Source organism: Bradyrhizobium sp. SZCCHNR1017 (assembly GCF_032381375.1).
In the GTDB taxonomy this organism is placed as follows: domain Bacteria; phylum Pseudomonadota; class Alphaproteobacteria; order Rhizobiales; family Xanthobacteraceae; genus Bradyrhizobium.
This window is the reverse complement of sequence record NZ_JAUHIR010000016.1, coordinates 59,558-83,032: the sequence shown is the minus strand read 5'-3', so window position 1 is coordinate 83,032 and position 23,475 is coordinate 59,558. Positions and strand designations below refer to the sequence as shown.

20 protein-coding genes are annotated in these 23,475 nt (G+C 65.7%); 5 read left to right on the top strand and 15 right to left on the bottom strand.

Annotation, left to right across the window (positions count from 1 at the left end):
• Positions 1 to 127: 127 nt before the first annotated feature.
• The 10 genes from QW863_RS29535 to QW863_RS29490 form a co-directional block, all read right to left on the bottom strand.
• Positions 128 to 1,036 carry a hypothetical protein gene (locus QW863_RS29535; protein WP_315717558.1) on the bottom strand — a complete coding sequence of 303 codons (909 nt, stop codon included), beginning with the start codon at positions 1,034 to 1,036 and terminating at the stop codon, positions 128 to 130.
• Between the two features lie 223 nt (positions 1,037 to 1,259).
• A complete protein-coding gene (locus QW863_RS29530) occupies positions 1,260 to 1,544 on the bottom strand; it encodes a cupin domain-containing protein (protein ID WP_315717559.1) in 285 nt (94 codons plus the stop codon).
• 15 nt (positions 1,545 to 1,559) lie between these two features.
• A complete protein-coding gene (locus QW863_RS29525) occupies positions 1,560 to 2,657 on the bottom strand; it encodes an ionic transporter y4hA (protein WP_315717560.1) in 1,098 nt (365 codons plus the stop codon).
• A gap of 115 nt (positions 2,658 to 2,772) precedes the next feature.
• Positions 2,773 to 4,110, bottom strand: coding sequence for a sodium:proton antiporter (locus tag QW863_RS29520; protein WP_315717621.1), 1,338 nt, complete (start codon positions 4,108 to 4,110; stop codon positions 2,773 to 2,775).
• Positions 4,111 to 4,213: 103 nt separating this feature from the next.
• Positions 4,214 to 5,014, bottom strand: coding sequence for an alpha/beta hydrolase (locus tag QW863_RS29515; RefSeq protein WP_315717561.1), 801 nt, complete (start codon positions 5,012 to 5,014; stop codon positions 4,214 to 4,216).
• Positions 5,015 to 5,032: 18 nt separating this feature from the next.
• Positions 5,033 to 6,430, bottom strand: coding sequence for an NAD(P)(+) transhydrogenase (Re/Si-specific) subunit beta (locus QW863_RS29510; protein WP_315717562.1), 1,398 nt, complete (start codon positions 6,428 to 6,430; stop codon positions 5,033 to 5,035).
• Positions 6,431 to 6,475: 45 nt separating this feature from the next.
• Positions 6,476 to 6,793 (bottom strand): proton-translocating transhydrogenase family protein, encoded by a 318-nt coding sequence (locus tag QW863_RS29505; RefSeq protein WP_315717563.1) that lies wholly within the window; start codon positions 6,791 to 6,793, stop codon positions 6,476 to 6,478.
• 11 nt (positions 6,794 to 6,804) lie between these two features.
• Positions 6,805 to 7,932: a Re/Si-specific NAD(P)(+) transhydrogenase subunit alpha gene (locus QW863_RS29500; RefSeq protein ID WP_315717564.1), complete on the bottom strand. Its 1,128-nt coding sequence runs from the start codon at positions 7,930 to 7,932 to the stop codon at positions 6,805 to 6,807.
• 140 nt (positions 7,933 to 8,072) lie between these two features.
• Entirely contained in the window at positions 8,073 to 8,225 is a 153-nt protein-coding gene (locus QW863_RS29495) for an aa3-type cytochrome c oxidase subunit IV (protein ID WP_315717565.1), read from the bottom strand.
• A gap of 206 nt (positions 8,226 to 8,431) precedes the next feature.
• A complete protein-coding gene (locus QW863_RS29490) occupies positions 8,432 to 10,414 on the bottom strand; it encodes a M3 family oligoendopeptidase (protein WP_315717566.1) in 1,983 nt (660 codons plus the stop codon).
• Positions 10,415 to 10,534: 120 nt separating this feature from the next.
• Here QW863_RS29490 and QW863_RS29485 point away from each other — a divergent pair, with 120 nt between their 5' ends.
• The 3 genes from QW863_RS29485 (at position 10,535) to QW863_RS29475 (ending at position 16,399) form a co-directional block, all read left to right on the top strand.
• The gene (locus QW863_RS29485) at positions 10,535 to 12,028 is read left to right on the top strand and encodes a sigma-54 dependent transcriptional regulator (protein ID WP_315717567.1); all 1,494 of its coding nucleotides are present in this window, start codon (positions 10,535 to 10,537) and stop codon (positions 12,026 to 12,028) included.
• A gap of 386 nt (positions 12,029 to 12,414) precedes the next feature.
• The gene (locus QW863_RS29480) at positions 12,415 to 14,472 is read left to right on the top strand and encodes a murein L,D-transpeptidase (protein ID WP_315717622.1); all 2,058 of its coding nucleotides are present in this window, start codon (positions 12,415 to 12,417) and stop codon (positions 14,470 to 14,472) included.
• Positions 14,473 to 14,743: 271 nt separating this feature from the next.
• Positions 14,744 to 16,399 carry a DUF882 domain-containing protein gene (locus QW863_RS29475; protein WP_315717568.1) on the top strand — a complete coding sequence of 552 codons (1,656 nt, stop codon included), beginning with the start codon at positions 14,744 to 14,746 and terminating at the stop codon, positions 16,397 to 16,399.
• A gap of 167 nt (positions 16,400 to 16,566) precedes the next feature.
• Here QW863_RS29475 and QW863_RS29470 read toward each other — a convergent pair whose 3' ends face one another.
• Together QW863_RS29470 and QW863_RS29465 are read right to left on the bottom strand one after the other, a co-directional pair.
• Positions 16,567 to 16,842, bottom strand: a complete 276-nt coding sequence (locus QW863_RS29470) for a DUF2312 domain-containing protein (RefSeq protein ID WP_008961835.1) — start codon at positions 16,840 to 16,842, stop codon at positions 16,567 to 16,569.
• Between the two features lie 289 nt (positions 16,843 to 17,131).
• On the bottom strand, positions 17,132 to 17,434 hold the full coding sequence (locus QW863_RS29465; protein WP_315717569.1) for a DUF1244 domain-containing protein: 303 nt from the start codon (positions 17,432 to 17,434) through the stop codon (positions 17,132 to 17,134).
• Positions 17,435 to 17,628: 194 nt separating this feature from the next.
• Here QW863_RS29465 and QW863_RS29460 point away from each other — a divergent pair, with 194 nt between their 5' ends.
• Together QW863_RS29460 and pyk are read left to right on the top strand one after the other, a co-directional pair.
• The gene (locus QW863_RS29460) at positions 17,629 to 18,225 is read left to right on the top strand and encodes a DUF1036 domain-containing protein (protein ID WP_315717570.1); all 597 of its coding nucleotides are present in this window, start codon (positions 17,629 to 17,631) and stop codon (positions 18,223 to 18,225) included.
• The gene (gene pyk / locus QW863_RS29455) at positions 18,222 to 19,658 is read left to right on the top strand and encodes a pyruvate kinase (protein ID WP_315717571.1); all 1,437 of its coding nucleotides are present in this window, start codon (positions 18,222 to 18,224) and stop codon (positions 19,656 to 19,658) included. The genes QW863_RS29460 and pyk overlap by 4 nt, the downstream gene beginning before the upstream one ends.
• Positions 19,659 to 19,664: 6 nt before the next feature.
• On the opposite strand, the gene QW863_RS29450 is transcribed toward pyk, so the two are convergent.
• The 3 genes from QW863_RS29450 to QW863_RS29440 form a co-directional block, all read right to left on the bottom strand.
• Entirely contained in the window at positions 19,665 to 21,278 is a 1,614-nt protein-coding gene (locus QW863_RS29450) for a glycosyltransferase family 87 protein (RefSeq protein WP_315717572.1), read from the bottom strand.
• A 125-nt stretch (positions 21,279 to 21,403) separates the two neighbouring features.
• The gene (locus QW863_RS29445) at positions 21,404 to 22,078 is read right to left on the bottom strand and encodes a helix-turn-helix domain-containing protein (protein ID WP_315717573.1); all 675 of its coding nucleotides are present in this window, start codon (positions 22,076 to 22,078) and stop codon (positions 21,404 to 21,406) included.
• Positions 22,079 to 22,235: 157 nt separating this feature from the next.
• Positions 22,236 to 23,462, bottom strand: coding sequence for a glycosyltransferase family 87 protein (locus tag QW863_RS29440; RefSeq protein WP_315717574.1), 1,227 nt, complete (start codon positions 23,460 to 23,462; stop codon positions 22,236 to 22,238).
• Positions 23,463 to 23,475: the final 13 nt, after the last annotated feature.

The window sequence follows — 23,475 nt, the reverse complement described above, 5'->3', positions numbered from 1 at the left end:
GGCGACCAGGGTCAATCCGGGCTGCGCCGCCGCTCCTCGCATCGCTGCAGAGTTCGCCACTCCAAAGAAAAAGCGGCAGACCGCCCCGGCCCACCGCCTCGATCACGTCCGCGAACGCTTCGATCGGCTACTTCGGCAACACCGAGTGGAACACCGATTTGGCTGCGGACATCATGTCCTGCGCCACGTTGGACATCTGGTCCTTGATCGATGGATCAGTCTTGTCGGCGCGCAGGTCGAGCGGACGCAACTGCTGGATAGGGATCTCCGCCGGAGGCGTCGGGCGCCCGTCCGGCTGCAATGATCCCGTGTAGGGCGGGCTCGAGGCCGACGGCAAGGCAAAGCCCTGCTCGACCGGTGGCGCAGACACCGTCACGGGAGGCGGCAGCGGACGGACCGGAGACACCGGTGGCGCGACGGTCGCGATGCGCGGCGCCTCGCCAGCGCCCCGGGGTGCGTCGCTCGACGGCTTCTCGACAACCGCCTTGCCGGTACCTTCGCTCGCGCGCAACCGCTCGATCGCCGCGCGGGCGAGATCAGCGGCATCCCGGCGATCTTCCTGCTGGGTCGCTGGGGCCTCGGCCGGAGTACCGCGCGCAATCAGTTTTTCCCGCGGCGACGCGGGATGGCGCGAGGCCTGCGGATCGGCCGGGAGGCTCGCCGTTTCGGCCGGCTTCACTTCGACCGCCTTCTCGGCGGCCTTGTCGGCCAGCGACTTCTCCGACACGCCCTTGGCCTTGATGCCGGGAGCGGGAATGCTGGAGATCTCGTTCGACGTTTCCGCCGGCTTGGCGTCAGACTTGGGATCGGCCTTCGCTTCCAGCTTGGCAGGGTCGGTCCCCTTGCCCGTGGATTTCGGAGCGTCGCTCTTTGAGCCGGTGAGCTTGGCGTAGGCAGCCGACGCCACCGACGCCACGGTCGATGGCGGCGAGTCCGGCTTGGTGTTGATGTAGTGATTGACGATGTAGGCCCCGATGATGGTGGCAACCACCGACGGGATGATCTCCATGGCGAACTTTGTGAGATATTTCAGCATGCTGACCACTCCCGCGCGGTATTTGCGGGAACTTTGAGGCACAATTAAGGGACCATCCCACACCTTCCGAAGCTCGCAGACTGCACTCCGCGCAGACGCGACCGCCGAAAAGTCGTTTCCTGAAATCCTTTGAAACCGGAGCCAGCAATCCGAGGGTGTTGCCACAGCTTCCGGATCGCCGGCTCAAGATACCACAATCAGCGGCATCCCGGTAAACAATTGGTTACGGCTTCAATTCAACTTCGAGGAAAACGATCTCGGAACCGGTCTCGTTCAGCACATCGTGTTCGACACCGGCCTTTCGGAAATAGGATTTGCCGACCGCGAGCTGCGCCTTCGAGCGCTCGCCGGACGGCGCCACGATCGTCATCTCGCCCGCGGTGACCGGCACGATCACGTAATCCATCTCATGAACGTGGCGCCCCGTGGCACTGCCGGGCAATAGCCGCCACTCCGTGACGCGGACTTCGGGCGTATCGACCTGGACGTCGGACTGAGCGCTGAGCATGCTGGATCTCTTGAATCAGGGGACGAAGAGCAGGAACACGAATATCGCGAACACCACCATGTGCACCAGCCCGAACAGGATGTTCGTCCGTCCGGTGCCGAAGGTCAGCATGCTCAGGACGAAGGTCAGCACCAGCAGCACTGTTCCCTGCGGGTCCAGCCCGAGGACGAGCTGCCTGTCGAGCACATGGGCGGCGACCGCCACTGCCGGGATGGTCAGCCCTATGGTGGCGAGCGAGGAGCCAAGCGCGAGATTGATGCTCTTCTGAAGGTCGTTGGCGCGGGCGGCCGAGAGGGCGGCGACACTCTCCGGCAGCAGGATCAACAGCGCCACCAGCACGCCTGCGACCGCCTGCGGCGCCCCCGTTGCGGCAACGCCGGCGTCGACCACCAGCGAGAACTTCTTGGCAAGCAGGACCACAGCGAGCAGTGCGACCAGCAGCAGCCCGACACTGAGCAACAGCTTCGCACGCGGCAGCCGGACATCGTCATCGGCGAACCCAGCCGAGCCGCCGACGAAATAATCCCGATGGCGGGTGGTCTGCGTATACAGGAACACCGCGTAGAGCAGGATCGTCACGACGCTGACGAAGGCGATCTGCACGGCAGAATACACCGGACCAGGCGACGTCAAGGTATAATTCGGCAGCACCAGTGTGATGGTTGCCATCGTAAACAGTACGCTGAGATACAGATTGGCACCGGAGACCAGCACGTCCTGCTCGCGATAGCGCAGGCCGCCGATGAAGATGCAGATGCCGGCCAGGCCGTTGCACACGATCATGACGACCGCGAACACGGTGTCGCGGGCCAGCGCGGGCGCAGCCTTGTCGCCGAGCATGATGGTGGCGATCAGCGCCACCTCGATCACCGTCACCGCCAGGGTCAGGAGCAGCGTGCCGAACGGCTCGCCGATCTCATGCGCGATCACCTCGGCATGGTGCACGGCCGCGAACACCGTGCCGAACAGGATCACCAGCAGCACCGCGGCGAAGACCACGCCGGCGGCCGAAGGCGTGAAGTCATAATGCGTCGCCGTGACGATCGCGACGAGCGCGACCGCCAGGCCGGGAAAGATCACCGATGATGCGGGCGTTGCGCCCCTTACGCTCATGATTCGCGTCCTTCGATCCGTTCTGTCCGACTATGCGCGACCGCGAGGCGATCGTCACGCGGTCCGGCCGTGACCGGGTCAACCTGGACGGTCTCTGAAAGTGCCGTCGATCAGGTCAATGCGGGCTGAGCAGCGGATGGATCGGAAGCACGGTCAGCAGCACGAACAGCGGAATGAGGACGGCACCTGCCCGCAGCATGTAGCCGAAGAAACTCGGCATCTTGATGCCGCGCTCAGTGGCGATCGCTGCGACCATGAAGTTCGGCGCATTTCCGATATAGGTCAGCGCGCCCATGTAGACTGCGCCCATCGAGATCGCCGCCAGCGTTCCCGAGAGCTCGCCCATCAGCAGCTTGGGATCGCCGCCCGCCAATTCGAAGAACAAGAGATAGGTCGGGGCATTGTCGAGGAAGGCCGACATCAGCCCGGTGAACCAGAAATAGGCGACCTCCCGCGGCGCGCCGGCGGGTGTCGTCACGGCATCCAAGAGCCAACCGAAAGAGCCACTGCGCCCCGCATTCAGCATGGCGATGACCGGGACGATCGCGGTGAAGATCGCCGCGAACAGTTTGGCGACCTCTCGAATCGGCTCCCAGTTGAACCCGTTCGCCTCGCGGTGCTCGTCCGGCGTCAGCCACAGCGACAGTCCGGCGATCGTCACGAGGACGGCATCGCGCACGAGGTTCTGAAGCTCGACATGCGTGCCGAAAACGTCGAAGGAGATGCCCGGCTTCCAGGTCGCCGATAGCAGCGTATTGGCAACGATCGCGGCGATCAAAACGACATTGATGAGGCCGCGAATGCGCACCGGCTCCCTTGTTACGGACGCTTGCGACGCAAGCTTCTCCGCGCGGAAGCGCCACCAGTCGGTAGCGGCAAAGACGATGAGCAGCAATCCGGCGACGATCGCGGTCTGCAGCCAGAGATGTTGCGTCGTCCAGAAGAAGTCGACACCACGCAGAAAGCCGACGAACAGCGGTGGATCGCCGAGCGGGCTCAGTGCACCACCGACATTGGCGGCCAGAATGATGAAGAAGATCAGCACATGCACATTATGCGGCCGGCTCAGATTGGCGCGGATCAGGGGGCGCACCAGGATCATCGCGGCGCCCGTCGTGCCGACGACGCTCGCGATGATCGTGCCGAGTGCCAGGATGGCCGTATTTGTCGCAGGTGTACCTCTGATGTCGCCGGTCACCAGGATTCCGCCGGCCACCGTATAGAGGGCGAACAGCAGCACGATGAAGCTGAGATACTCGGCGAGCAGCGCGTGGACGAAGGCGGCGAGCGCCGTGCCGAGCCCTGCATTCCAGGTCAACGCCGCCAACGTCATCAAGGCCCATGCCGCGGCGATCTTTCCGTAGTGATGATGCCAGAACCTGGCAAACAGCAGCGGCCCGAGCGCAATCGACAACAGCAGTCCCGCGAACGGCAGCGCGAACGGCCAGGTCATCGCGGAGCCGTTCAGCCCGGCCGCATGCGCCTGCACTGGCAGGCTCCCAAAGACAAGGAGTAGGATGGTCCCGCGCAGGGCCGGCCACCGCGATCCACGGACGTTACGGATTGTCGATGAAGCTCTTTGCCGTCTCAGTCGCACCAAAAAGATCCAGGTCGTTATGTCCGCCGTCGGGAAACCGTACGAAGCGCTTTGGGTCATGCGCAAGTGCGAACAATCGTTCCCCGAAGCGGATCGAAATCGCCGGATCCCGTTCGCCGTGCATGATCAACAGCGGCACATGCACATTGGCGATGCGCTGGTCGGAATGGAAGCGGTCGAGCATCAGCAGGCTGACCGGGACGACCCTGAGCATCGCGGAGGCGACGTCCACGGTCGACGTATAAGGGGCTTCGAGGATCAACTTGGAGATCGGATGCTCCGCCGCGATGGCGGTGGCGACACCGCTGCCGAGGGAAAAGCCCCAGGCGACGATCCGTCCCGCCTCGTAGCGCTCTGTCGTGAACGCATAGGCGACTGCGGCATCTTGCAGCAGCCCGGGCTCACTGGGACTGCCGCTGGACCCCGCATAGCCGCGATAGGAAAGCGCAACGAGACCGGTACCGTCGGCCGTGAGCGCCTTGAAGCGCGACGCCACGCCGGCAAGAAAATCGCCATTGCCCGGGAAGTACAGAACGACCTTGCGGCCCGGCTTCGCCGGCACATGCCAGACGATGACCCGCTCGCCATCGGCCGAGGTCAGCACATGCTCCTCAGCCTGAGGAAGCCCGGCTGCAGCCGGTGCCGTGCGGCCGACCGGCGGAATGGGAAACAGCATCGCACGCTGGCGGACGAACAGGGTCGCAAGCACGATGCCGTAGACCGCCGCCACGACGATCAGGAGCCATTTCAGAAACGTCATGGCTCCCGACGCCGTGGGCTACATGCCCTTGACGATGTTCTCGGTCATCTTCTTGGCGTCGCCGAGCAGCATCATCGTGTTGTCGCGGTAGAACAGCGGATTGTCGATGCCGGCATAGCCCGAGGCGAGCGAGCGCTTGATGAACATCACGGTGCCGGCCTTCCAGACTTGCAGCACGGGCATGCCGTAGATCGGCGAGGACTTGTCCTCCTCGGCCGCCGGATTGGTGACGTCGTTGGCGCCGATCACGAAGGCGACGTCGGCCTGGGCGAATTCCGAGTTGATGTCCTCGAGCTCGAACACCTCGTCGTAGGGAACGTTGGCTTCGGCGAGCAGCACGTTCATGTGGCCGGGCATGCGGCCCGCGACCGGATGAATCGCGTATTTCACCTCGACGCCTTCCTTCTTCAGCGTGTCGGCCATCTCGCGCAGCGCGTGCTGCGCCTGGGCGACCGCCATGCCGTAGCCGGGGACGATGATGACCTTGGAGGCGTTCTTCATGATGAAGGCGGCGTCGTCGGCCGAGCCGAGCTTGGCCGGCTTCTGCTCGCCTGTCGCCCCGCCGGCCGCTGCGGTCTCGCCACCGAAGCCGCCGAGGATGACCGAGATGAAGGACCGGTTCATCGCGTGGCACATGATGTAGGACAGGATCGCACCGGACGAGCCGACCAGCGCGCCGGTGATGATCAGCGCCGAATTGCCGAGCGTGAAGCCGATGCCGGCCGCGGCCCAGCCCGAATAGGAATTCAGCATCGAGATCACGACCGGCATGTCGGCGCCGCCGATCGGGATGATCATGAGCACGCCGAGCGCCAGCGCCAGCAGCGTCACCATCAGGAAGTCGAAGCCGCCGCCGGTCATCACCAGGCGGACCACGAAGAAGACGAGCGCGACCGCGAGCGCAATGTTGATGATGTGGCGCGCCGGCAGGATGATCGGTGCACCGCTCATCCGCGCGGACAGCTTGAGGAAGGCGATGACCGAGCCGGTGAAGGTCAGCGCGCCAATGGCGACGCCGAGCGACATTTCGACCAGGCTCTGCGGATGGATGTTGCCGGGCGTGCCGATGTCGAAGGCTTCCGGCGCGAAGAACGCGCCGGCGGCGACCAGCACCGCGGCCATGCCGACCAGCGAATGAAACGCCGCCACGAGCTCGGGCATCGACGTCATCGGCACCCGGCGCGCAATCACCGCACCGATACCGCCGCCGATCGCAACGCCGAGGATGACGAGCACCCAGGCGATCGCATCCGCCGGTGGATGCCCGGCCAGGGTGGTGGCGACCGCAATCGCCATGCCGGCCATGCCGAAGAAGTTGCCTTGCCGGCTCGAGGCCGGGCTCGACAGCCCGCGAAGAGACAGGATGAACAGCACACCTGCCACGAGATAAAGGAGTGCCGACAGATTGGCGTTCATTGCAGATGCCCCGTTGTGCCTGTCATCCCGCGTCGTGCGGCGTTGTTACCTGGACTTCTTCTTGTACATCGCCAGCATGCGCTGGGTGACGAGGAAGCCGCCGAAGATGTTCACGCAGGCGAAGATCAGCGCGACGAAGCCGAACGCTCGCGCCAGACCGCTGCCGCTCGAGAGCATGGGAACGCCGACCGCCAGCAGCGCGCCGACCACGATCACCGAGGAGATCGCATTGGTCACCGACATCAGCGGCGTGTGCAGGGCCGGCGTCACCGACCACACCACGAAGTAGCCGACGAACACAGCCAGCACGAAGATCGACAGCCGGAAGACGAAGGGGTCGACGGCTTGGACGACATGTTCCATGGCTCTGCTCCTTAGGCCTTCGGCTGGAAGTTCGGGTGGACGATGGCGCCATCCTTTGTCAAAGCCGTGGCCTTGACCAGCTCATCGTCCCAGTTGACCGCCAGTGTCTTTTCCTTCTTGTCGATCATCGTCTCGATGAAGGAAAACAGGTTGCGGGCGTACAGGCCGGAGGCGGACGCTGCGACCCGGCCGGCGAGATTGGGGTAGCCGATGATCTTGACGCCGTCGATCTCGACAGTCTCGCCGAGCTTGACGCCCTCGACATTGCCGCCACGCTCGACCGCGAGGTCGACCAGGACCGAGCCCGGGCGCATCGACTTCACCATCTCCATGGTGACGAGGCGCGGCGCCGGACGGCCGGGAATCAGCGCGGTTGTGATGATGACGTCCTGCTTCTTGATGTGTTCCGCCGTCAGCGCCGCCTGCTTGGCCTGGTACTCCTTGGACATCTCCTTGGCGTAGCCACCGGCCGTCTGCGCGTTCTTGAACTCCTCGTCCTCGACCGCCAGGAATTTGGCGCCGAGGCTCTCCACCTGCTCCTTGGTGGCGGGGCGCACGTCGGTGGCGGAGACCATGGCGCCGAGCCGGCGCGCGGTTGCGATTGCCTGCAGGCCGGCGACGCCGACGCCCATCACGAAGACCTTGGTCGCCGGCACGGTGCCGGCCGCGGTCATCATCATCGGGAAGGCGCGACCGAACGCCTCGGCGCCCTCGATCACGGCACGGTAGCCGGCGAGGTTCGCCTGGCTCGACAGCACGTCCATCACCTGGGCGCGGGTGATGCGCGGCATCAGTTCCATCGCGAACGAGGCAATGCCGGCATCGGCCATCGCCTTGAGCGCGGTATCGTTGCCGTAGGGATCCATGATCGCGAACACCAAGGCGCCACGCCGGTAGTTGGCAAGCTCGGAGGCTTCCGGCCGTTTCACCTTGATGATGATGTCGGCGTCCTTGAGCGCATCGGCGCTCACGGTTGCGCCCGCCGCCGTGAACTCCGAATCCGGCAGGCCGGATTTGATGCCGGCGCCGGGCTCGACCGCGATCTCGGCACCCAACGCCTTGAACTTCTTCACCGTGTCGGGAGAGGCGGCGACCCGCGGCTCCAACGGGTCGATTTCCTTGGCGACGGCAATCTTCATGAGGCCTCCGGCGCGAATGCGCGCGCGAGCTTTAAGAGGGCGGGACGTCCATGGGCTACAGCGTGACGCCTGGTCAGCAATCGGCTTCGGCAGTCAGCTGAAGGCCCGCCAGCGGGGATGCCGGCGGGCCGATCGCGACATTAAGCGAGGAAAATAGCCATCAAGATGACGATGAGAGCGACGCCGATCGTGCCGTACTTCACCAGCCTGATGAAGCCCTCGTAGGTGGCCTCATGCGCCAGATAGTCGTTGCCGTCAGCCGTCGAGTAGGCGATCTCGCCATGGTTTGCCATCGGGGTCCCCCAGAGAAAATATGCTTTGTTAAGGTCGCATACCCCAAAGCCGATGCAAGGGCAACGGCTGGCATGCAAGGCAGTTTTATCACCTTTTCCGATCGCCCTATTGGCAAGGCCAATTATCACGGATCCAGCGCGTCAGGCTGGCCTCGCTGACCTCGCCGGCGCGCCTCTTCGACCCGTTCAACACATGTTATACGCCCCTACCCCATCCGCTCCAGCTCGTCGATCATCCCGGCGATGACCGAGAGACCACCGTCCCAGAACCTGGGGTCCTTGGCGTCCAGGCCGAACGGGGCGAGCAGCTCCGAATAGTGCTTGGTGCCGCCGGCCGCGAGCATCGCCAGATAGCGCTCGGCGAACCCCTCGGCGGCATGCTCGTAGACGGCGTAGAGCGAGTTCACGAGGCAGTCCCCGAAGGCATAGGCGTAGACGTAGAACGGCGAATGGATGAAGTGCGGGATGTACATCCAGAAGTTCTCGTAGCCCGGCTTGATCTCGATCGCCTCGCCGAGGCTCTCGGTCTGCACCGACAGCCAGATCTGTCCCAGCCGCTCCGCGGTCAGCTCGCCGTTCTTGCGCTCGGTGTGGACAGCACGCTCGAACGAATAGAACGCGATCTGCCGCACCACCGTGTTGATCATGTCCTCGACCTTGCCGGCGAGCAGCGCCTGGCGCTGCCTCGCGTCCTTGGTCTCGGACAGCAGGCGCCTGAAGGTCAGCATCTCGCCGAACACGCTCGCGGTCTCGGCCAGCGTCAGCGGCGTCGGCGCCATCAGCGCACCGTTCTTCGCTGCCAGCACCTGGTGCACGCCATGACCGAGCTCATGCGCGAGCGTCATGACGTCGCGCGGCTTGCCCTGGTAGTTCATCAGCACATAGGGATGCGCCGAGGGCGTGGTCGGATGCGAGAACGCGCCCGGCGCCTTGCCCGGCCGCACCGGCGCATCGATCCAGCTCTGGTCGAAGAAGCGCTGGGCGATGTCGGCCATCTCGGGCGAGAAGCCGCGATACGCCGTCAGCACCATGTTCTTGGCCTCGGGCCAGGCGATGGTGGCATTGGCGGCGAAGGGCAGCGGCGCGTTGCGGTCCCAATGCGCGAGCTTCTTCTTTTTGAACCAGCGCGCCTTGAGCTGATAGTAGCGATGCGACAGCTTCGGATAGGCCGCGCGCACCGAGGCCACCAGCGCATCGACCACCTCGCGCTCGACGCGATTGTTGAGATGGCGCGAATCCGCAACGTCCTGGAAGCCGCGCCAGCGGTCGGAGATGTCCTTGTCCTTGGCGAGCGTATTGGTGATCAGCGCGAACGTTCGCTCATTGGCCTTGAAGGTCTTGGCCAGCGCCTCGGCGGCGGCCTTCCGCTTGGCGCCGTCACGGTCCTGCAGGAAATTCAGCGTCGGCTCGATCGCGAGTTCCTTGCCACCGACTTGAAACCGTAGACCGGCGATGGTCTGGTCGAACAGCCGGTTCCAAGCCGAATAGCCGGTCTGCGACTTCTCGTGGAACAGCTGCTCCACGCGATCCTCGAGCTGGTACGGCTTGTCCTTGCGCAGATCCTCGATCCATGGCCGGTAGTGACCGAGCGCGGGCGTCTCCATCGCGCGCGCGATCACGGCATCGTCGATGCGGTTGAGCTCGAGCGGAAAGAACAGCAGGTGCGTCGACGCGGCCGTCAGGCGCTCCGAGATGTCGCCGTAGAATTTCGAGATCGCAGGATCGACGCTGTCGCCGGCATGCGCGAGACCCGCGAAGGAGCCGAGCCGTCCGGCGAGGTCGTCGATCGCCTCGTAGCGCCGCACGGCTTCTGCGAGCCATTCGCCACCGTCTTCGCGCGCCACATGCTCGGCAAGCTTGCCCTTGTAGTCGGTCTCAAACGCGACGCATTCGGCATCCATCTTCGCGAGATCGTGAGCGATCTCCGGCGCGTCGATGCCCATATAAAGATCGCCGAGATTCCATTCGGGCAGCGTCCCGATCCCCGTCTTGGCCGCGACCACCTTCTTCGCCGGCTTTGCAGACGATTTGGCCGTCGCGCCACGCTTGGTCTTGGCGGCTGCCTGCTTCGACGGAGTCTTGACGACGGACTTCTTGGCCGGCTTGGCCTTGGCAGTCTTTGACGCGGTTTTGGGCGGAGGAGCAGCTTTGGTCGGCTTGCGAAGGGCAGAAGAGGCGCGCGAGGTCATCGGATGGGTAACCTGTTGTTCGAACGTTTATCCCGATCAGCGAGGTTTAAGGTTGCGTTAATCGGCGTCGGCGAGAGTGCCCCGATTCGAGACAGATAGTCGTAGCGTGCAAGGAAAGCCATGGCTGCCAGCATTTTGATTGCCGATGATGATCCGGTCCAGCGCCGGCTGGTGGAGAACATGGTGCAGAAATGCGGCTACGAGGCGGTCGTCGTCGAGACCGGCGACGCCGTCATCGAGAAGCTGACGAATCCTGATGCCGGCCCCATCGACGCCATCGTGCTCGACCTCGTGATGCCCGGCCTCGACGGCATGGGCGTGCTCTCCAAGATGCGCGAGACGGGGATCTCGATACCCGTGATCGTGCAGACCGCGCATGGCGGCATCGACAACGTGATCTCCGCGATGCGCGCCGGCGCGCAGGATTTCGTCGTCAAGCCGGTCGGCATCGAGCGGCTCCAGGTCTCCCTGCGCAATGCGCTCAATACCTCGGCCCTGAAGGGCGAATTGCAGCGCATCCGGCACAGCCGCGAGGGGCGCCTGACCTTCGCGGACATCATCACCCGCGCCGAGGCGATGGCGCCGATCCTGCGCATCGCGGAGAAGGCCGCGGCTTCGTCGATTCCCGTGCTGATCGAAGGCGAATCGGGCGTCGGCAAGGAGCTGTTCGCCCGCGCGATCCACGGCACCAGCGAGCGCAAGACGAAGCCGTTCGTCGCCGTCAATTGCGGCGCGATCCCGGACAATCTGGTGGAATCGATCCTGTTCGGCCACGAGAAGGGCGCATTCACCGGCGCGACCGAGCGTCACATGGGCAAGTTCGTCGAAGCCCATGGCGGCACGCTGTTCCTCGACGAGGTCTCGGAGCTGCCGCTCACCGCCCAGGTCAAGCTGCTGCGCGCCCTGCAGGAGGGCGCCGTGGAAGCCGTCGGCGGCCGCAAGCCGGTCAAGGTCGACGTGCGCATCATCTCGGCGACCAATCGCAGGCTGCTAGACCGCGTCAAGGAAGGCCACTTCCGCGAGGATCTCTTCTACCGGCTGCATGTGCTGCCGCTCACCGTTCCGCCGCTGCGCACCCGCCGCGAGGACATCCCGCATCTGTTGCGGCATTTCCTCGCGCGGTTTGCGGCTGAGGAGAACCGCGCCATTTCGGGCATCACCGGCGAGGCCGTCGCCTATCTGACCAAGCTCGACTGGCCCGGCAATATCCGCCAGCTGGAAAACGCGGTCTACCGCGCCGTCGTCATGGGCGAGAGCGACCAGCTCGGCGTTGCCGATTTTCCGCTGATTCCCACCCACGCGCCGCCGGTGGAGCCTGCGCCGGCCCTCACCGTGGAGCGGCCCGTTCCTCCCCTGCCTGCGATGGTGCCGGGGAGTGAAGTCCCCATTGCCCCCCTGCCCTCGCATGGGTTCCTGCCGCTGCTCACCGCAAGCGGCGAGGTGCGGCCGCTCGAGGAGATGGAGCATGAGATCATCCGTTTCGCCATCGCCCATTACCGCGGCCAGATGTCTGAGGTGGCGCGCCGCCTCAAAATCGGACGCTCGACGCTCTACCGCAAGCTCGACGAGGCCAATGGCGAGACGCCCGCGACGGAAAGCCCGCCGCTTGGCTGAGCCGCTCGGATCCTCACCATGGTCGCGCTTGGCTGTCGTCCGAAAAAGGCCGCAAGTCTTGGCAACACTGGAACATCTGAACCGTTGCCTTGCGGTGACAGACAAAGGAAATAACGCGTGGCACAAACGCACGATCGGTTTGGCCGGGGTTTCCCAAGAGTCAGTTTGTCGTGAGTTGTCCCGTGTGGCGCTGGCCGCAGAAGTGGGGCTTGAGTATCGTTTGGGCGTGAATCATTGCGTGCAGACGTGAACCATCCTCACCGGCGGTACCGACGCCGAAGCTGGCAGATCGACCTTGTTACACCTGTTCCAGCCGGGACAGATCATCCGAGGGATTGACGATGCGAGATTGTGTGACCACCCGTGGCGGATATGACCGCGTGCTCATGGCTGTCGCGGCGACCTTCCTCGCGGTGTCCTCGACCTCTGCTTTCGCCCAGAGCGATCCGCCCCGCAGCAGCGCGGCCGAGCTTGCCATCGATGCGGCGATCCCGTTCCCCGAGCCGGCCAACGTGCCGCCGCCGACCGCCAGCGACTTCAAACTCGACACCACCGCCACCGTGTCGCCCGACCCGGCCAAGGCGCCGGAGACGACGACCAAGCCGCTCGACTCTGCCGCGGCGCCTGCGGCCGATCCCGCCAAGACCATCGCCACGCCGCCTGCAGCAGCCCCTGCGACCGCGACAGTCCCAGAGCCGGTCAAGGCCGCCAGCACCGTTCCCGCCGCCGATCAGCCGGTTGCCGACCGTCTGCGCGACCTGATGGCGACCAAGGCGACAAGGTATTTCGACCGCAAGGCCGAACGCGCCGCCGTCGAGAAATTCTACACCGGCCGCGACTACGCGCCGATCTGGACCCAGGGCGGCAACCTGACGGCCGCCGCGAAGGGCGTCATCGCCCGTCTCAAGGATGCAGCGGCCGATGGCCTCAATCCCGGCGACTATCCGGTGCCGGACTTCGCGGCCGCAGCCTCCGCACCGGACGCACTGGCGGAGGCCGATCTCAGGCTCACCGAGAGCATGATGGACTACGCCCGCCAGGCGCAGAGCGGCCGCATGCACTGGTCGCAGGTGTCGGCGGACATCCAGTATCCCGAGCACCCGGTCGACCCGAACGAGGTGCTGGCCAACGTCACCGGCGCCAAGGACGCCTCCGCGGCGCTGGAGAGCTACAACCCGCCGCACCGGCTCTACAAGCTGTTGAAGGCCAAGCTTGCCGAGCTGCGCGGCGTCACCGATGGCGCGCCCGTTATCATCGACGAAGGCCAGCCGCTGAAATACACCCCGGCCCGCGGCAAGAATGCGCAGGAAGCCGAGGCGCAGATGTCCGACCCGCGCGTGCCCAAGCTGCGCGCCAAGCTCGGTCTCACCGAGAATGCCGACGACATCCGCTACGACGCCAAGGTCGCCGCCGCCGTCCGCAAGTTCCAGGAGAGTGTCGACCTCAAGCCGACCGGGGTGCTCGACGACCGCACCGTGAAGGCGCTGAACACGCCCAAGCGTGACAAGCAGATCGATACGGTCCTCGTCAACATGGAGCGCTGGCGCTGGTTGCCGCGCGACCTCGGCGCGCCTGCGATCGGCGACGCCTATGTGATCCTCAACATTCCCGACTACACGCTGAAGGTGATGCAACACGGCGCGCAGGTGTGGACCACCCGCGTGGTGACCGGCAAGCCCGGGCAGCATGCGACGCCGCTGCTCAGCGAGACGATGAAGTTCATCACGGTCAATCCGACCTGGAACGTGCCGCCGTCGATCATCTACAACGAGTATCTGCCGGCGCTGCAGCAGGACCCGACCGTGCTGGACCGCATGGGCCTGCGGCTGGAGCGCGCGCGCGACGGCTCGATCCACATCTCGCAGCCGCCGGGCGAGGCCAACGCGCTCGGCCGCATCCGCTTCAACTTCCCGAACAAGTTCCTGGTCTATCAGCACGACACGCCGGACAAGAACCTGTTCGCCCGTGACGAGCGCGCCTTCAGCCACGGCTGCATGCGCGTGCAGTATCCGGATCAGTACGCGTCGGTGCTGCTCAACATCACCATGCCGAACGAGCGCTACACGCCAGAGCGCATCCGCAGCATGTACGGCCGGAGCGAGATCGACCTGAAATTCCCGACGCCGATCCCGGTCAACATCACCTACCAGACCGCCTTCGTCGACGATGCCGGCAAGCTGCAATTCCGCAAGGACATCTATGGCCGCGACGCCACCATGATCGCGATCCTGAAGAACAACCGCGGCAAGGATCTCGAGAACGTCGTCGCCCACGCCCAACCCAGCTACGCGCGTCCGAAGGGGGCGCTGCCGAACTCGGTCAGCCTCAGCGACAACAGCTTCTCCTCCGGCCCGAACTTCTTCGAGCGTCTGTTCGGTGGCGGTGGCCCGCCGACGCCGCCGGCGCCGGTCGGCCGTCCTGCCCGGCGGGTCTTCACCCGCTGATCAGGCCGCCAATCACGGTCACAATTTCCGTTTGGAGATCAAAGGCCTCGCCGATCGGCGGGGCCTTTGCTTTAGGTTAACCACAAGGATCAACCAAGATTCGATGGCTCTTTTTCGCCACACTCAAGAGTATATGTTAAGGGTAATTGGGGGGCGGGCCGGTCAGTATCCCTTAACCATCCCGCCTTAGGTAAGCGTTTCCTCTCTCTTCCGCCGGACGGGCCGCAAGAGGGTAATCGAGTAAACGCTCGTCGACGGGGTGGGCTGCATCTTGCTGTCTGTTTTCGCGCGCCAATCTGTTTCGCTCACGAGGGCGGGTTGGAAGGCTGGATGCCAATGCGGGCTGGCGGCGCTGCTGCTGCTCATCGGCGCCGGCTCGGTGCATGACGCAGCGGCGCTGAATGAAACCCACACCCTCTCCTTCCACCACACCCATTCCGGCGAGGACCTGACGGTCACCTTCAAGCGCGAGGGCCGCTATGACGAAGACGCGCTGAAGAAGCTCAATCACTTCCTCCGCGACTGGCGTACCCAGGACGAGACGGTCATGGACCGCCGCCTGTTCGACATCCTCTGGGAAGTCTATCGCGACGTCGACGCCAAGCAGCCGATCCAGATCATCTCGTCGTACCGGTCGCCCGCCACCAATTCGATGCTGCGCCGTCGCTCGGCGCATTCCGGTGTGGCGCGGCACAGCCAGCACATGCTGGGCCACGCGATGGATTTCTACATTCCCAACGTGCCGCTGGAGCAGATCCGCTTCGCCGGCCTGCGCCTGCAGCGCGGCGGTGTCGGCTTCTATCCGACCTCCGGCTCGCCTTTCGTGCACCTCGACACCGGCAACATCCGGCACTGGCCGCGGATGACGGCCGACCAGCTCGCCCGCGTCTTCCCCGACGGAAAGACCGTTCACGTGCCGAGCAACGGCGTTCCGCTCAAGGGCTATGAGCTGGCGAAGGCCGAGATCGAGAAACGCGGCAATGGCGATGGCGCGTCGTCCAGCCGCCCCAACCTGTTTGCACGGCTGTTCCGCGGTCGTCCGAGCGAGGATGACGACGAGTCTGGCGAGAGCGAGAGCAAGGCCGACGCCAAGCCGGTCCAAACCGCGGCACTCGCCGCCAAGCCGGCTGACAAGAGCTCCGACAAGGACAGCCGGACCGCCGAGCGAGCGGTGGACAGCAAAGCCGCCACCGCGCGTGGCAAGATCGCCAATGCGCTGCAGTTGGCCTCCGCGGATGCGCAATCTGCCGCTCAGCCCGTGGCGACCAGGCCCGAGACGAAGTCCGAAACGACGGGCGCTGTCGGCAGCAAATCCAGGGACGGCGCACCGCAGAGCGTCGCCGACATCATCAATTCGCGCGGCTTCTGGGGTGACAATCCTGGGACGCCGAAGCAGGCAACCCCCGAGCAGGTTGCCGCGATCACGGCGCGCCGTGCGCTGTCGTCGATCGATCAGCAGCAGACCGCGAGCCTGATGCAGGCCATGGCCTTCGCGCCCCCGGCCTCCTCTCCGCTCGATCGCGCCAATGCCGCCTCCACGACCGCCATCCCGGTGCGAAACTCCCGCCCGGCGACCCGCAGCGTCGCGCCGGCGCCAGAGGCCGCCCCGGTGGCCGCGAAGAACGGGCAAGGTCAGGACGGCACCATCACGATGGCGACGCGAATCTCGGCGGCCAAGGGCCCCGATTCGACCTGGATGCGGGCCATCATGCTGACGCCGAGCGCATCGTCATCGATGTCCGTGACGAAAATGGGCGACGTGGACCTCACCGCGATGCGCAGCTATTTCGTCAAGCCGCAGGTCGCGCTGGCGATGAGCTTCGCCGCCGAGCCGACGCCGGGACTGAGCTATGACCAGTTCACAGGGCCGGCGATCATCAAGCTCGAAACCAAATCCTTCGCCATGCGCGCGGCAGCCTTGCGCTGACGCCGCTGTGGCCGGCTCGTCGTTCTCCTCAGCATTGACGCGTTTGGAGTGCGGCGTCGATCGCCGCAGCAGGCGCATGCCGCCGGCGCGCCGAGCCGAATCGCGAGAAAGCGAATGCCCCGTCAGGGGCCGGCGGAGGTCTCCTGCGGGTAAGCGAGGCCGGCTGCTCAGATCATTCCGAGCGCCTGCATATAGGTCTCGAGGATGCTTTCCTCTTCCTGGCGCTCGTTCGGGTCCTGCTTGCGCAGCCGGATGATCGTGCGCAGCGCCTTCACGTCGAAGCCATTGCCCTTGCTCTCGGCGTAGACGTCCTTGATGTCTTCGGAGATCGCCTTCTTCTCCTCCTCGAGACGCTCGATCCGCTCGATGATCGACTTGAGCTGGTCTACGGCAAAGCGGGTCGCGGGCGAGTCGTCGTCCTTCGCGGCGGCGGAGGTGGCCATCTGATACTCCTGAGTGGAACTCTGTGTCCAAGGAAGGCGCCAAAGGGCGCTGCGTGTTCGCCGCGACCCTCAAATCTGGCGTGCCCTGCGTCAAGGCGACATCGACCTCATCCACAGAGCGCCCACATCTTGTTGGCCTGCGCAGCGTCAAGCCCGCGCAAGCCGCCCGCGCCACTTGTGTTTCGTCGCCATCGCGCGCAGCACCCGATTCGCCGTTCGAAGCCCCTGCCAAGTCTGGACTCGCGCGCGCAGGGCAACACAGCGCGTCTCCTGCGCGCTCCTTCCGGATTCAGTGGCCAGGATGCGCCTTCTTGAACGCTTCGTGCTGCTCGGCGCTCGCCTCGCGCTGGTACTTCGCCTTCCATTGCTCGTAGGGCATGCCATAGACCGCCTCGCGGCTCTCGTCCCTGGTCATTGGCGCCCCCTGGGCGTCGGCGGCGTCCTTCAGCCAGTTGGAGAGGCAGTTGCGGCAGAAGCCTGCCAGATTCATCAGATCGATGTTCTGAACGTCGGTTCTGGTCCGCAGATGCTCGACGAGCCGGCGAAAGGCGGCGGCTTCGAGTTCGGTCCGGGTGGTGCTGTCCATCGTCATCTCTTTGTTCCCTGTTCCGCGCCGTGACGGATGTCTGCTATATAATGAGGCTTCGTCGCAGATTTGGCCATATCGCAGCACCGTCAGGAGGAGCGATGCGCTGGATCGCAGCGGCTTCGCACGAGATCGTCATGGCGTTGATAGCCGCAGCCAAGCCCAGCGACATCGTTCAACGGTTGATATAGCGTCGCGCAATGATCCCGAAAATCTCCTCTCTCTTGCATCGCAATCCCTTCCGCCCCGGTTACGGACTGCTTTCGCTGCTTGGGTTGGCCGCGCTCTGTCTGTGGTCGTCCCCGGCGGCCGCCGATTTTCGGCTCTGCAACAACACCTCCAGCCGGGTCGGGATCGCCCTCGGCTACAAGGACGCCGAAGGCTGGACCACGGAAGGCTGGTGGAACGTGTCGTCACGCAGCTGCGAGACGCTGCTCAAGGGCACGCTGGTGGCGCGCTATTATTACATCTATGCGCTGGACTATGACCGCGGCGGTGAATGGTCGGGACAGGCCTTCATGTGCTCGCGTGACAAGGAATTCACCATCAAGGGCACCGACAATTGCCTGGCCCGAGGCTTCGACCGCACCGGCTTCTTCGAGGTCGACACCGGCGACCAGCGTGCCTGGACCGTGCAGCTCACCGAGGCCAATGAGCAGCCGGCGCAGCAGCGCGTTCCGGGTATCCCGGGCACGCTCGGGCCCGGAGGCAACGTCCCCGGTCTGCCGAATGGGCCGCAGGGCACGCCGCCGGCGGCCGCGCCGGCCCTGCCGCCAGGACAAGCACCCAAGCCATGAGGCGGCTGCGACGCATCAAGATCCTCGCCACGCTCGGTCCCGCCTCCTCGGACAGCACGATGATTCGCAAGCTGTTCGAGGCCGGAGCCGACATCTTCAGGATCAACATGAGCCACACCTCGCACGACAAGCTGCGGGAGCTGGTGGCCACGATCCGCAGCGTGGAGGCGAGCTACGGCCGCCCGATCGGCATTCTGGTCGACCTCCAGGGCCCGAAGCTCAGGCTCGGCACCTTCGCCGAGGGCCCGGTTCAGCTCAACAACGGCCAGAGCTTCGTGCTCGATTCGGACAAGACGCCGGGCGATGTGACGCGGGTCCACCTGCCGCATCCGGAAATCCTGGCCGCCCTGCAGCCGGGACATGCGCTGCTGCTGGATGACGGCAAGGTGAGGCTGATCGCCGAGGAGACCTCGCCGACCCGCGCCGTCACCCGGGTCGTGATCGGCGGCAGGATGTCCGACCGCAAGGGCGTGAGCCTGCCGGACACCGACCTGCCGGTCTCGGCGATGACGCCGAAGGACCGCGCCGACCTCGATGCAGCCTTGAACATCGGCATCGACTGGATCGCGCTATCCTTCGTGCAGCGCGCCGACGACGTGCTGGAAGCCAAGAAGATCATCCGCGGCCGCGCCGCGGTGATGTCCAAGATCGAGAAGCCGCAGGCGATCGACCGGCTCAACGACATCATCGATGTCTCCGATGCCTTGATGGTGGCGCGCGGCGATCTCGGCGTCGAGCTGCCGCTGGAGCGCGTGCCCGGACTGCAGAAGCAGATGACCCGGCTGGCGCGCCGCGCCGGCAAGCCGGTGGTGGTGGCGACGCAGATGCTGGAATCGATGATCCAGTCGCCGGTGCCGACCCGCGCCGAGGTCTCCGACGTCGCCACCGCCGTCTATGAAGGCGCCGACGCCATCATGCTGTCGGCCGAGTCGGCCGCCGGCAAATACCCGGTCGAGGCGGTCTCGACCATGAACCGCATCGGCGAGGAGGTCGAGCGCGACGTGGTCTATCGCTCGGTGATCGCGGCGCAGCGTCCCGAGCCGGAATCGACCGCGGGCGATGCGATCGCCGAGGCCGCGCGGCGGATCGCGGAAAATCTCGATCTTCCTACGATCATCTGCTGGACCTCGTCCGGCTCCACCGCCATCCGTGTCGCGCGCGAGCGGCCGAAGCCGCCGGTGGTCGCGATCACGCCCAATCTGGCGACCGGGCGCCGCTTGTCGGTCGTCTGGGGCGTGCACTGCGTGGTGGCCGAGGACGCGCGCGACCAGGACGACATGGTCGAGCGCGCCGGCTCGATCGCGTTCCGCGACGGCTTCGTCCGCGCCGGACAGCGCGTCATCATCGTCGCCGGCGTGCCGCTCGGCACGCCCGGCACCACGAACATGGTGCGGATCGCCTATGTCGGGCCGTCGAGCGACGCCCATATCTGAGACGACCTATTGGGTCGTATCGATCGCACCCAATCCGGCCGTGGACGGGGGCTTGAGCAGCGCGATCACCGGACAGGCCTCGATGGCAATGCCGGCGGCGCCAGGAATGCGCTCGCAGCCACGCGACGCATCGATCTGGAGGTCGTAGTCGGCGAGCACCTCGAGCCGCGGCGGGTTGTCGGCCGGGCTTCTGGACAGATACAGCGCCCATACGCCTCCCGGCAGCGGGGTGGCGAGGCCGTTGCGAACCCGGCGGTCCAGCACGCCGCCATGCACGATCGGCACCACGAGCTCGGACAACTGATAGACGCGCGAGCCCTGTGGCAGCAACGACGTGACGTAGCCGAGCGGCTTCTGCAGCAGCAGGAATGTCGCCGGACGCTGCAGGTTGGCCGCGAGCTGCGGCCGATAGGGGTCCGACCACGACCGCCGCATCCAGTCGGTCGGCTGCGACGCCAGCGCGATGCCGAGCGCGGCCATCACCGTGACGGCTTGCGTCATCCGCCGCGACGGTGACACGTCCAGGCCAGAGCCCGCCTGCCAGGAATCGATCAGGCGGATGAGCAGCAGGACGATCAGCGGCGCCGACAACAGCTCGAGCGGCATCAGATAGCGTTGGATCGAGAAGGCCAGCATCCACAGGACGTAGCTGAGCCAGAAGAAGATCAGGAGGCGACGCTCGCGCAGCGGCAGCACCTCGCGCCGCCGCCACAGGCCGGTGACGATCAGCGCGACGAGCAGCACGATGACGATGGCGAAGCGCGGATCGCGGAACGGCCATTCCGACGAGGGATGCTTGCCGATCACCCAATAGAATGGATAGGCGAGCGCATCGAGCAGTCCCTGCGGCATGAAGCGCGTATCGACGATCGAGGCCTGCGGCGCTTCGGGCGAACGGAAGATCGTGTTGTAGAACGGAAACAGCGGGCTGCCGTAGTCGCGCGCCATCTTCAGCGCCCACGGCCCCGCGGTCACGATCGCGCCGGCCGCACTGCCGGCCCCGAACGCGACGATCGCGCGCCACGGCCGCGCCACCAGCAGCAGCGACACGCCCGCTCCGACCAGAAACGTCGCATTGGTGAGCTTCAATCCCGTGGCCGCGCCGATCAGCAGGCCCGCGGCGACGAAACGGCGGCCGCGCGCGTCATCTTCCCCGAAGATCAGCGCGATGCCGGCGAGGATCGGAATGGTCGTCAGAATGTCGGCGAAGCTGGTGCCGACCTCGGACAGCGCCATCGGACTGAGGGCGGCGATGATGAGCGCGGCGCTGAGCGTGGACGCGTCAGCCGCGCGCCCGAGCAGCACGCGCGCGACCCAATAGACCAGCGCGAGATTGAGGCCGTGCAGCGCGCCCAGCGCGACGCCCCACCACGGCGCCTCGAGCCCGTGGCGGACCGCGTAAGGCAACAGGTAGATCAGCGGATTGAGGAAGCTCTGAAAGCCGCCGGGCGCCACATCGACATCGAAGCGGCCGTGCAGCAGCGCGAAGCCGGCATAGTCGTGATAGTTCTGCCAGTCCCAGTTGATATCCTCGCCGGCGAGATACGCATAGACGGCGCCGGCGGCGGCCGATCCGGCGATGACGAGGCGCGTCGCCAGAGGGTTGCGTGCAATCGACATCGTCCGAGGAGACACCTGGAGTGAGGCAAGGGCGGCCTCTCGCAGCGCGCCAGCCCCCACCATCGCCGCGACGGGTGAATCCTTGCTTAAGCGCGGCCTTGCCCGACAGGCACGGGTGACGCGGACTACGCGCCGACCAGGCTCCTGACCGGCAGCACGGCCTGCACGACGAGACCGCGCGCACGCGCATCCATGACGCCGACCGCGCGCAGCGCCAGCAGGGTGACCGCCTGAACGGTGTCGCGGAGTTTGGCAGGGTCGTCGGGATTCTCGGTCGCCAGCGGCCCCACCAGCGCCTCGTGCAGCGCGCCGAGCAGCGCGGTCGCGGCCAACTGGGTGTCCTGCGCCGGAAGGTGGCCGGCACGGACGGCCGCGTCGATCCGCGAGGCGATCTCGCCGACGATCTCGCGGCGGCTCGCGATCCGTGACGCCGTCACGTCGACGTCGACCGGCTCGGCCAGGATACCCCAGGCTAGCTTGCGCTGCGACAGGATGTGCACTGCCACCGTGGATACCGCGGCAGCCAGGGCCGAGGACGGACCGGGCGCGGCATCGGCGGCGCGCCGGACGGCAGCGAGTTCGTCGCGCGAGACTTCCGCGATCAGCTCCGAGATCAGATCGGCCTTGGAAGGAAAGTAGCGATAGACGGTGCCGGCTGCGACATTGGCACGGATCGCCACCGGGGCGATCTGGACGGCCGACATGCCGCCTTCCGCAGCAGTCTCGCGAGCGGCTGCGAGAATCGCACTGCGGCGGGCCGCCAGCCGCTTCACGACCTGATGGGTTCGCCGATAGACCATGGCGTTTCTCGTCCCGGACGCGCTCGTCCAGGGCACCCGGCGAACGCTGGTTCAGTATTTTTGGAGGATCGACCTCACAAATGGCTGGGAAGAACTGAACACCTGTTCAGACGATAAGACAAGAGAAATCATGACCCTGCGCTGCGCGATCGATGGGTCAGGCGTGCGCGAGCGCCCTGCCGGCGGGCGCCGGCTGCCGACGCCACCACGAGCCGGCGCGCGCCAGCACCAAGCCGGCCATGATCAGATTGGCGGCGAGCCCAAGCGGAATCCCGGACAGCATGAACGTGATCTGAAGCGCCGCGATGCCGCCGAGCGCGGGCAGCTCGTAGCGGCGAAAGCCCTCGGCGAGGCCGATCCGCACCAGCCACGCCACGGCGATGGCCTGAACCATCATGTCGTACATGAACAGATAAGGCGTCGTCAGCAGCAGTCCGACGGCCAGCGCGGCCGCCTTCAGAGCATAGCGCACGGGGCTGCGCCACAGCATCACCAGCACGACCGCAACGGCCGCGGTCAGCACCCATTGGAAGGTCCAGCCGAGCGCTTCCGAGCCGCCGAAATAGCGCACCAGCGAAAACAGGCTCTGCAGCTTCCACCAGGTCGCCTTGCCCTCGGTCAGGAACGCCTGCGAGAACATCGGCAGCCAATGGAAGAAGGCCTGCCAACTCTCCAGCCCGAAGGCGAGCCAGGACAGCAGCGCCAGCACGATGGCGGTGACGCTCGCAGAGATGAAGGCTGTCCAGCGCTGGGTGGCGATCAGCACGATCGGGAAGAGCAGGCCATATTGCGGCTTGTAGGTCAGCAGGCCGAGACAGATCCCCGCCAGCACCGGCCGCACCGGCAGCAGATAGAGTGTGCCGCCGACGAGCGCGGCGGTGAGGCATCCGTTCTGCCCGACCAGCGCGTTCGAGAACAGGGCCGGAAAGCCGGCTGCGAGCAGCAGGCCGAAGCCGCGGCCGACGATCGCGCGCATCGCGAGCGCATAGGGAACGAAGCTGGCATAGACCCAGCCGACAAAGGCGAGCGTGTAGGGAAATTGCGCCAGGAACGCCGCGACGAACAGGAATGGCGGCGGGTAGTGCCAGGCGAAGTAGCCCGGAAAATCCTGCCGCAGCAGAGCGAGCTCGACCTGGCGCTGCACGTCCCAGTCCCAGGCCAGCGCCGGATGTCCCTGCAGCGCGAGCTTGCCGGCCGCCCAGACATTGACGAAGTCCGTGGGAATGCCGAGCCCGGCCTGGTCCCAGATCCAGGTGCCCGACCACAGTCCGGCCGGGAAGAACGAGGCGTTGATGCAGGCGAGCGCAAAGCAGGCCGCGAACAGGCCGAGCGGAACGTCACGACGCTGCGATGGGATCGCGGCGGCATCAGGATTGTCGGCCATCTGGACCTCGCCC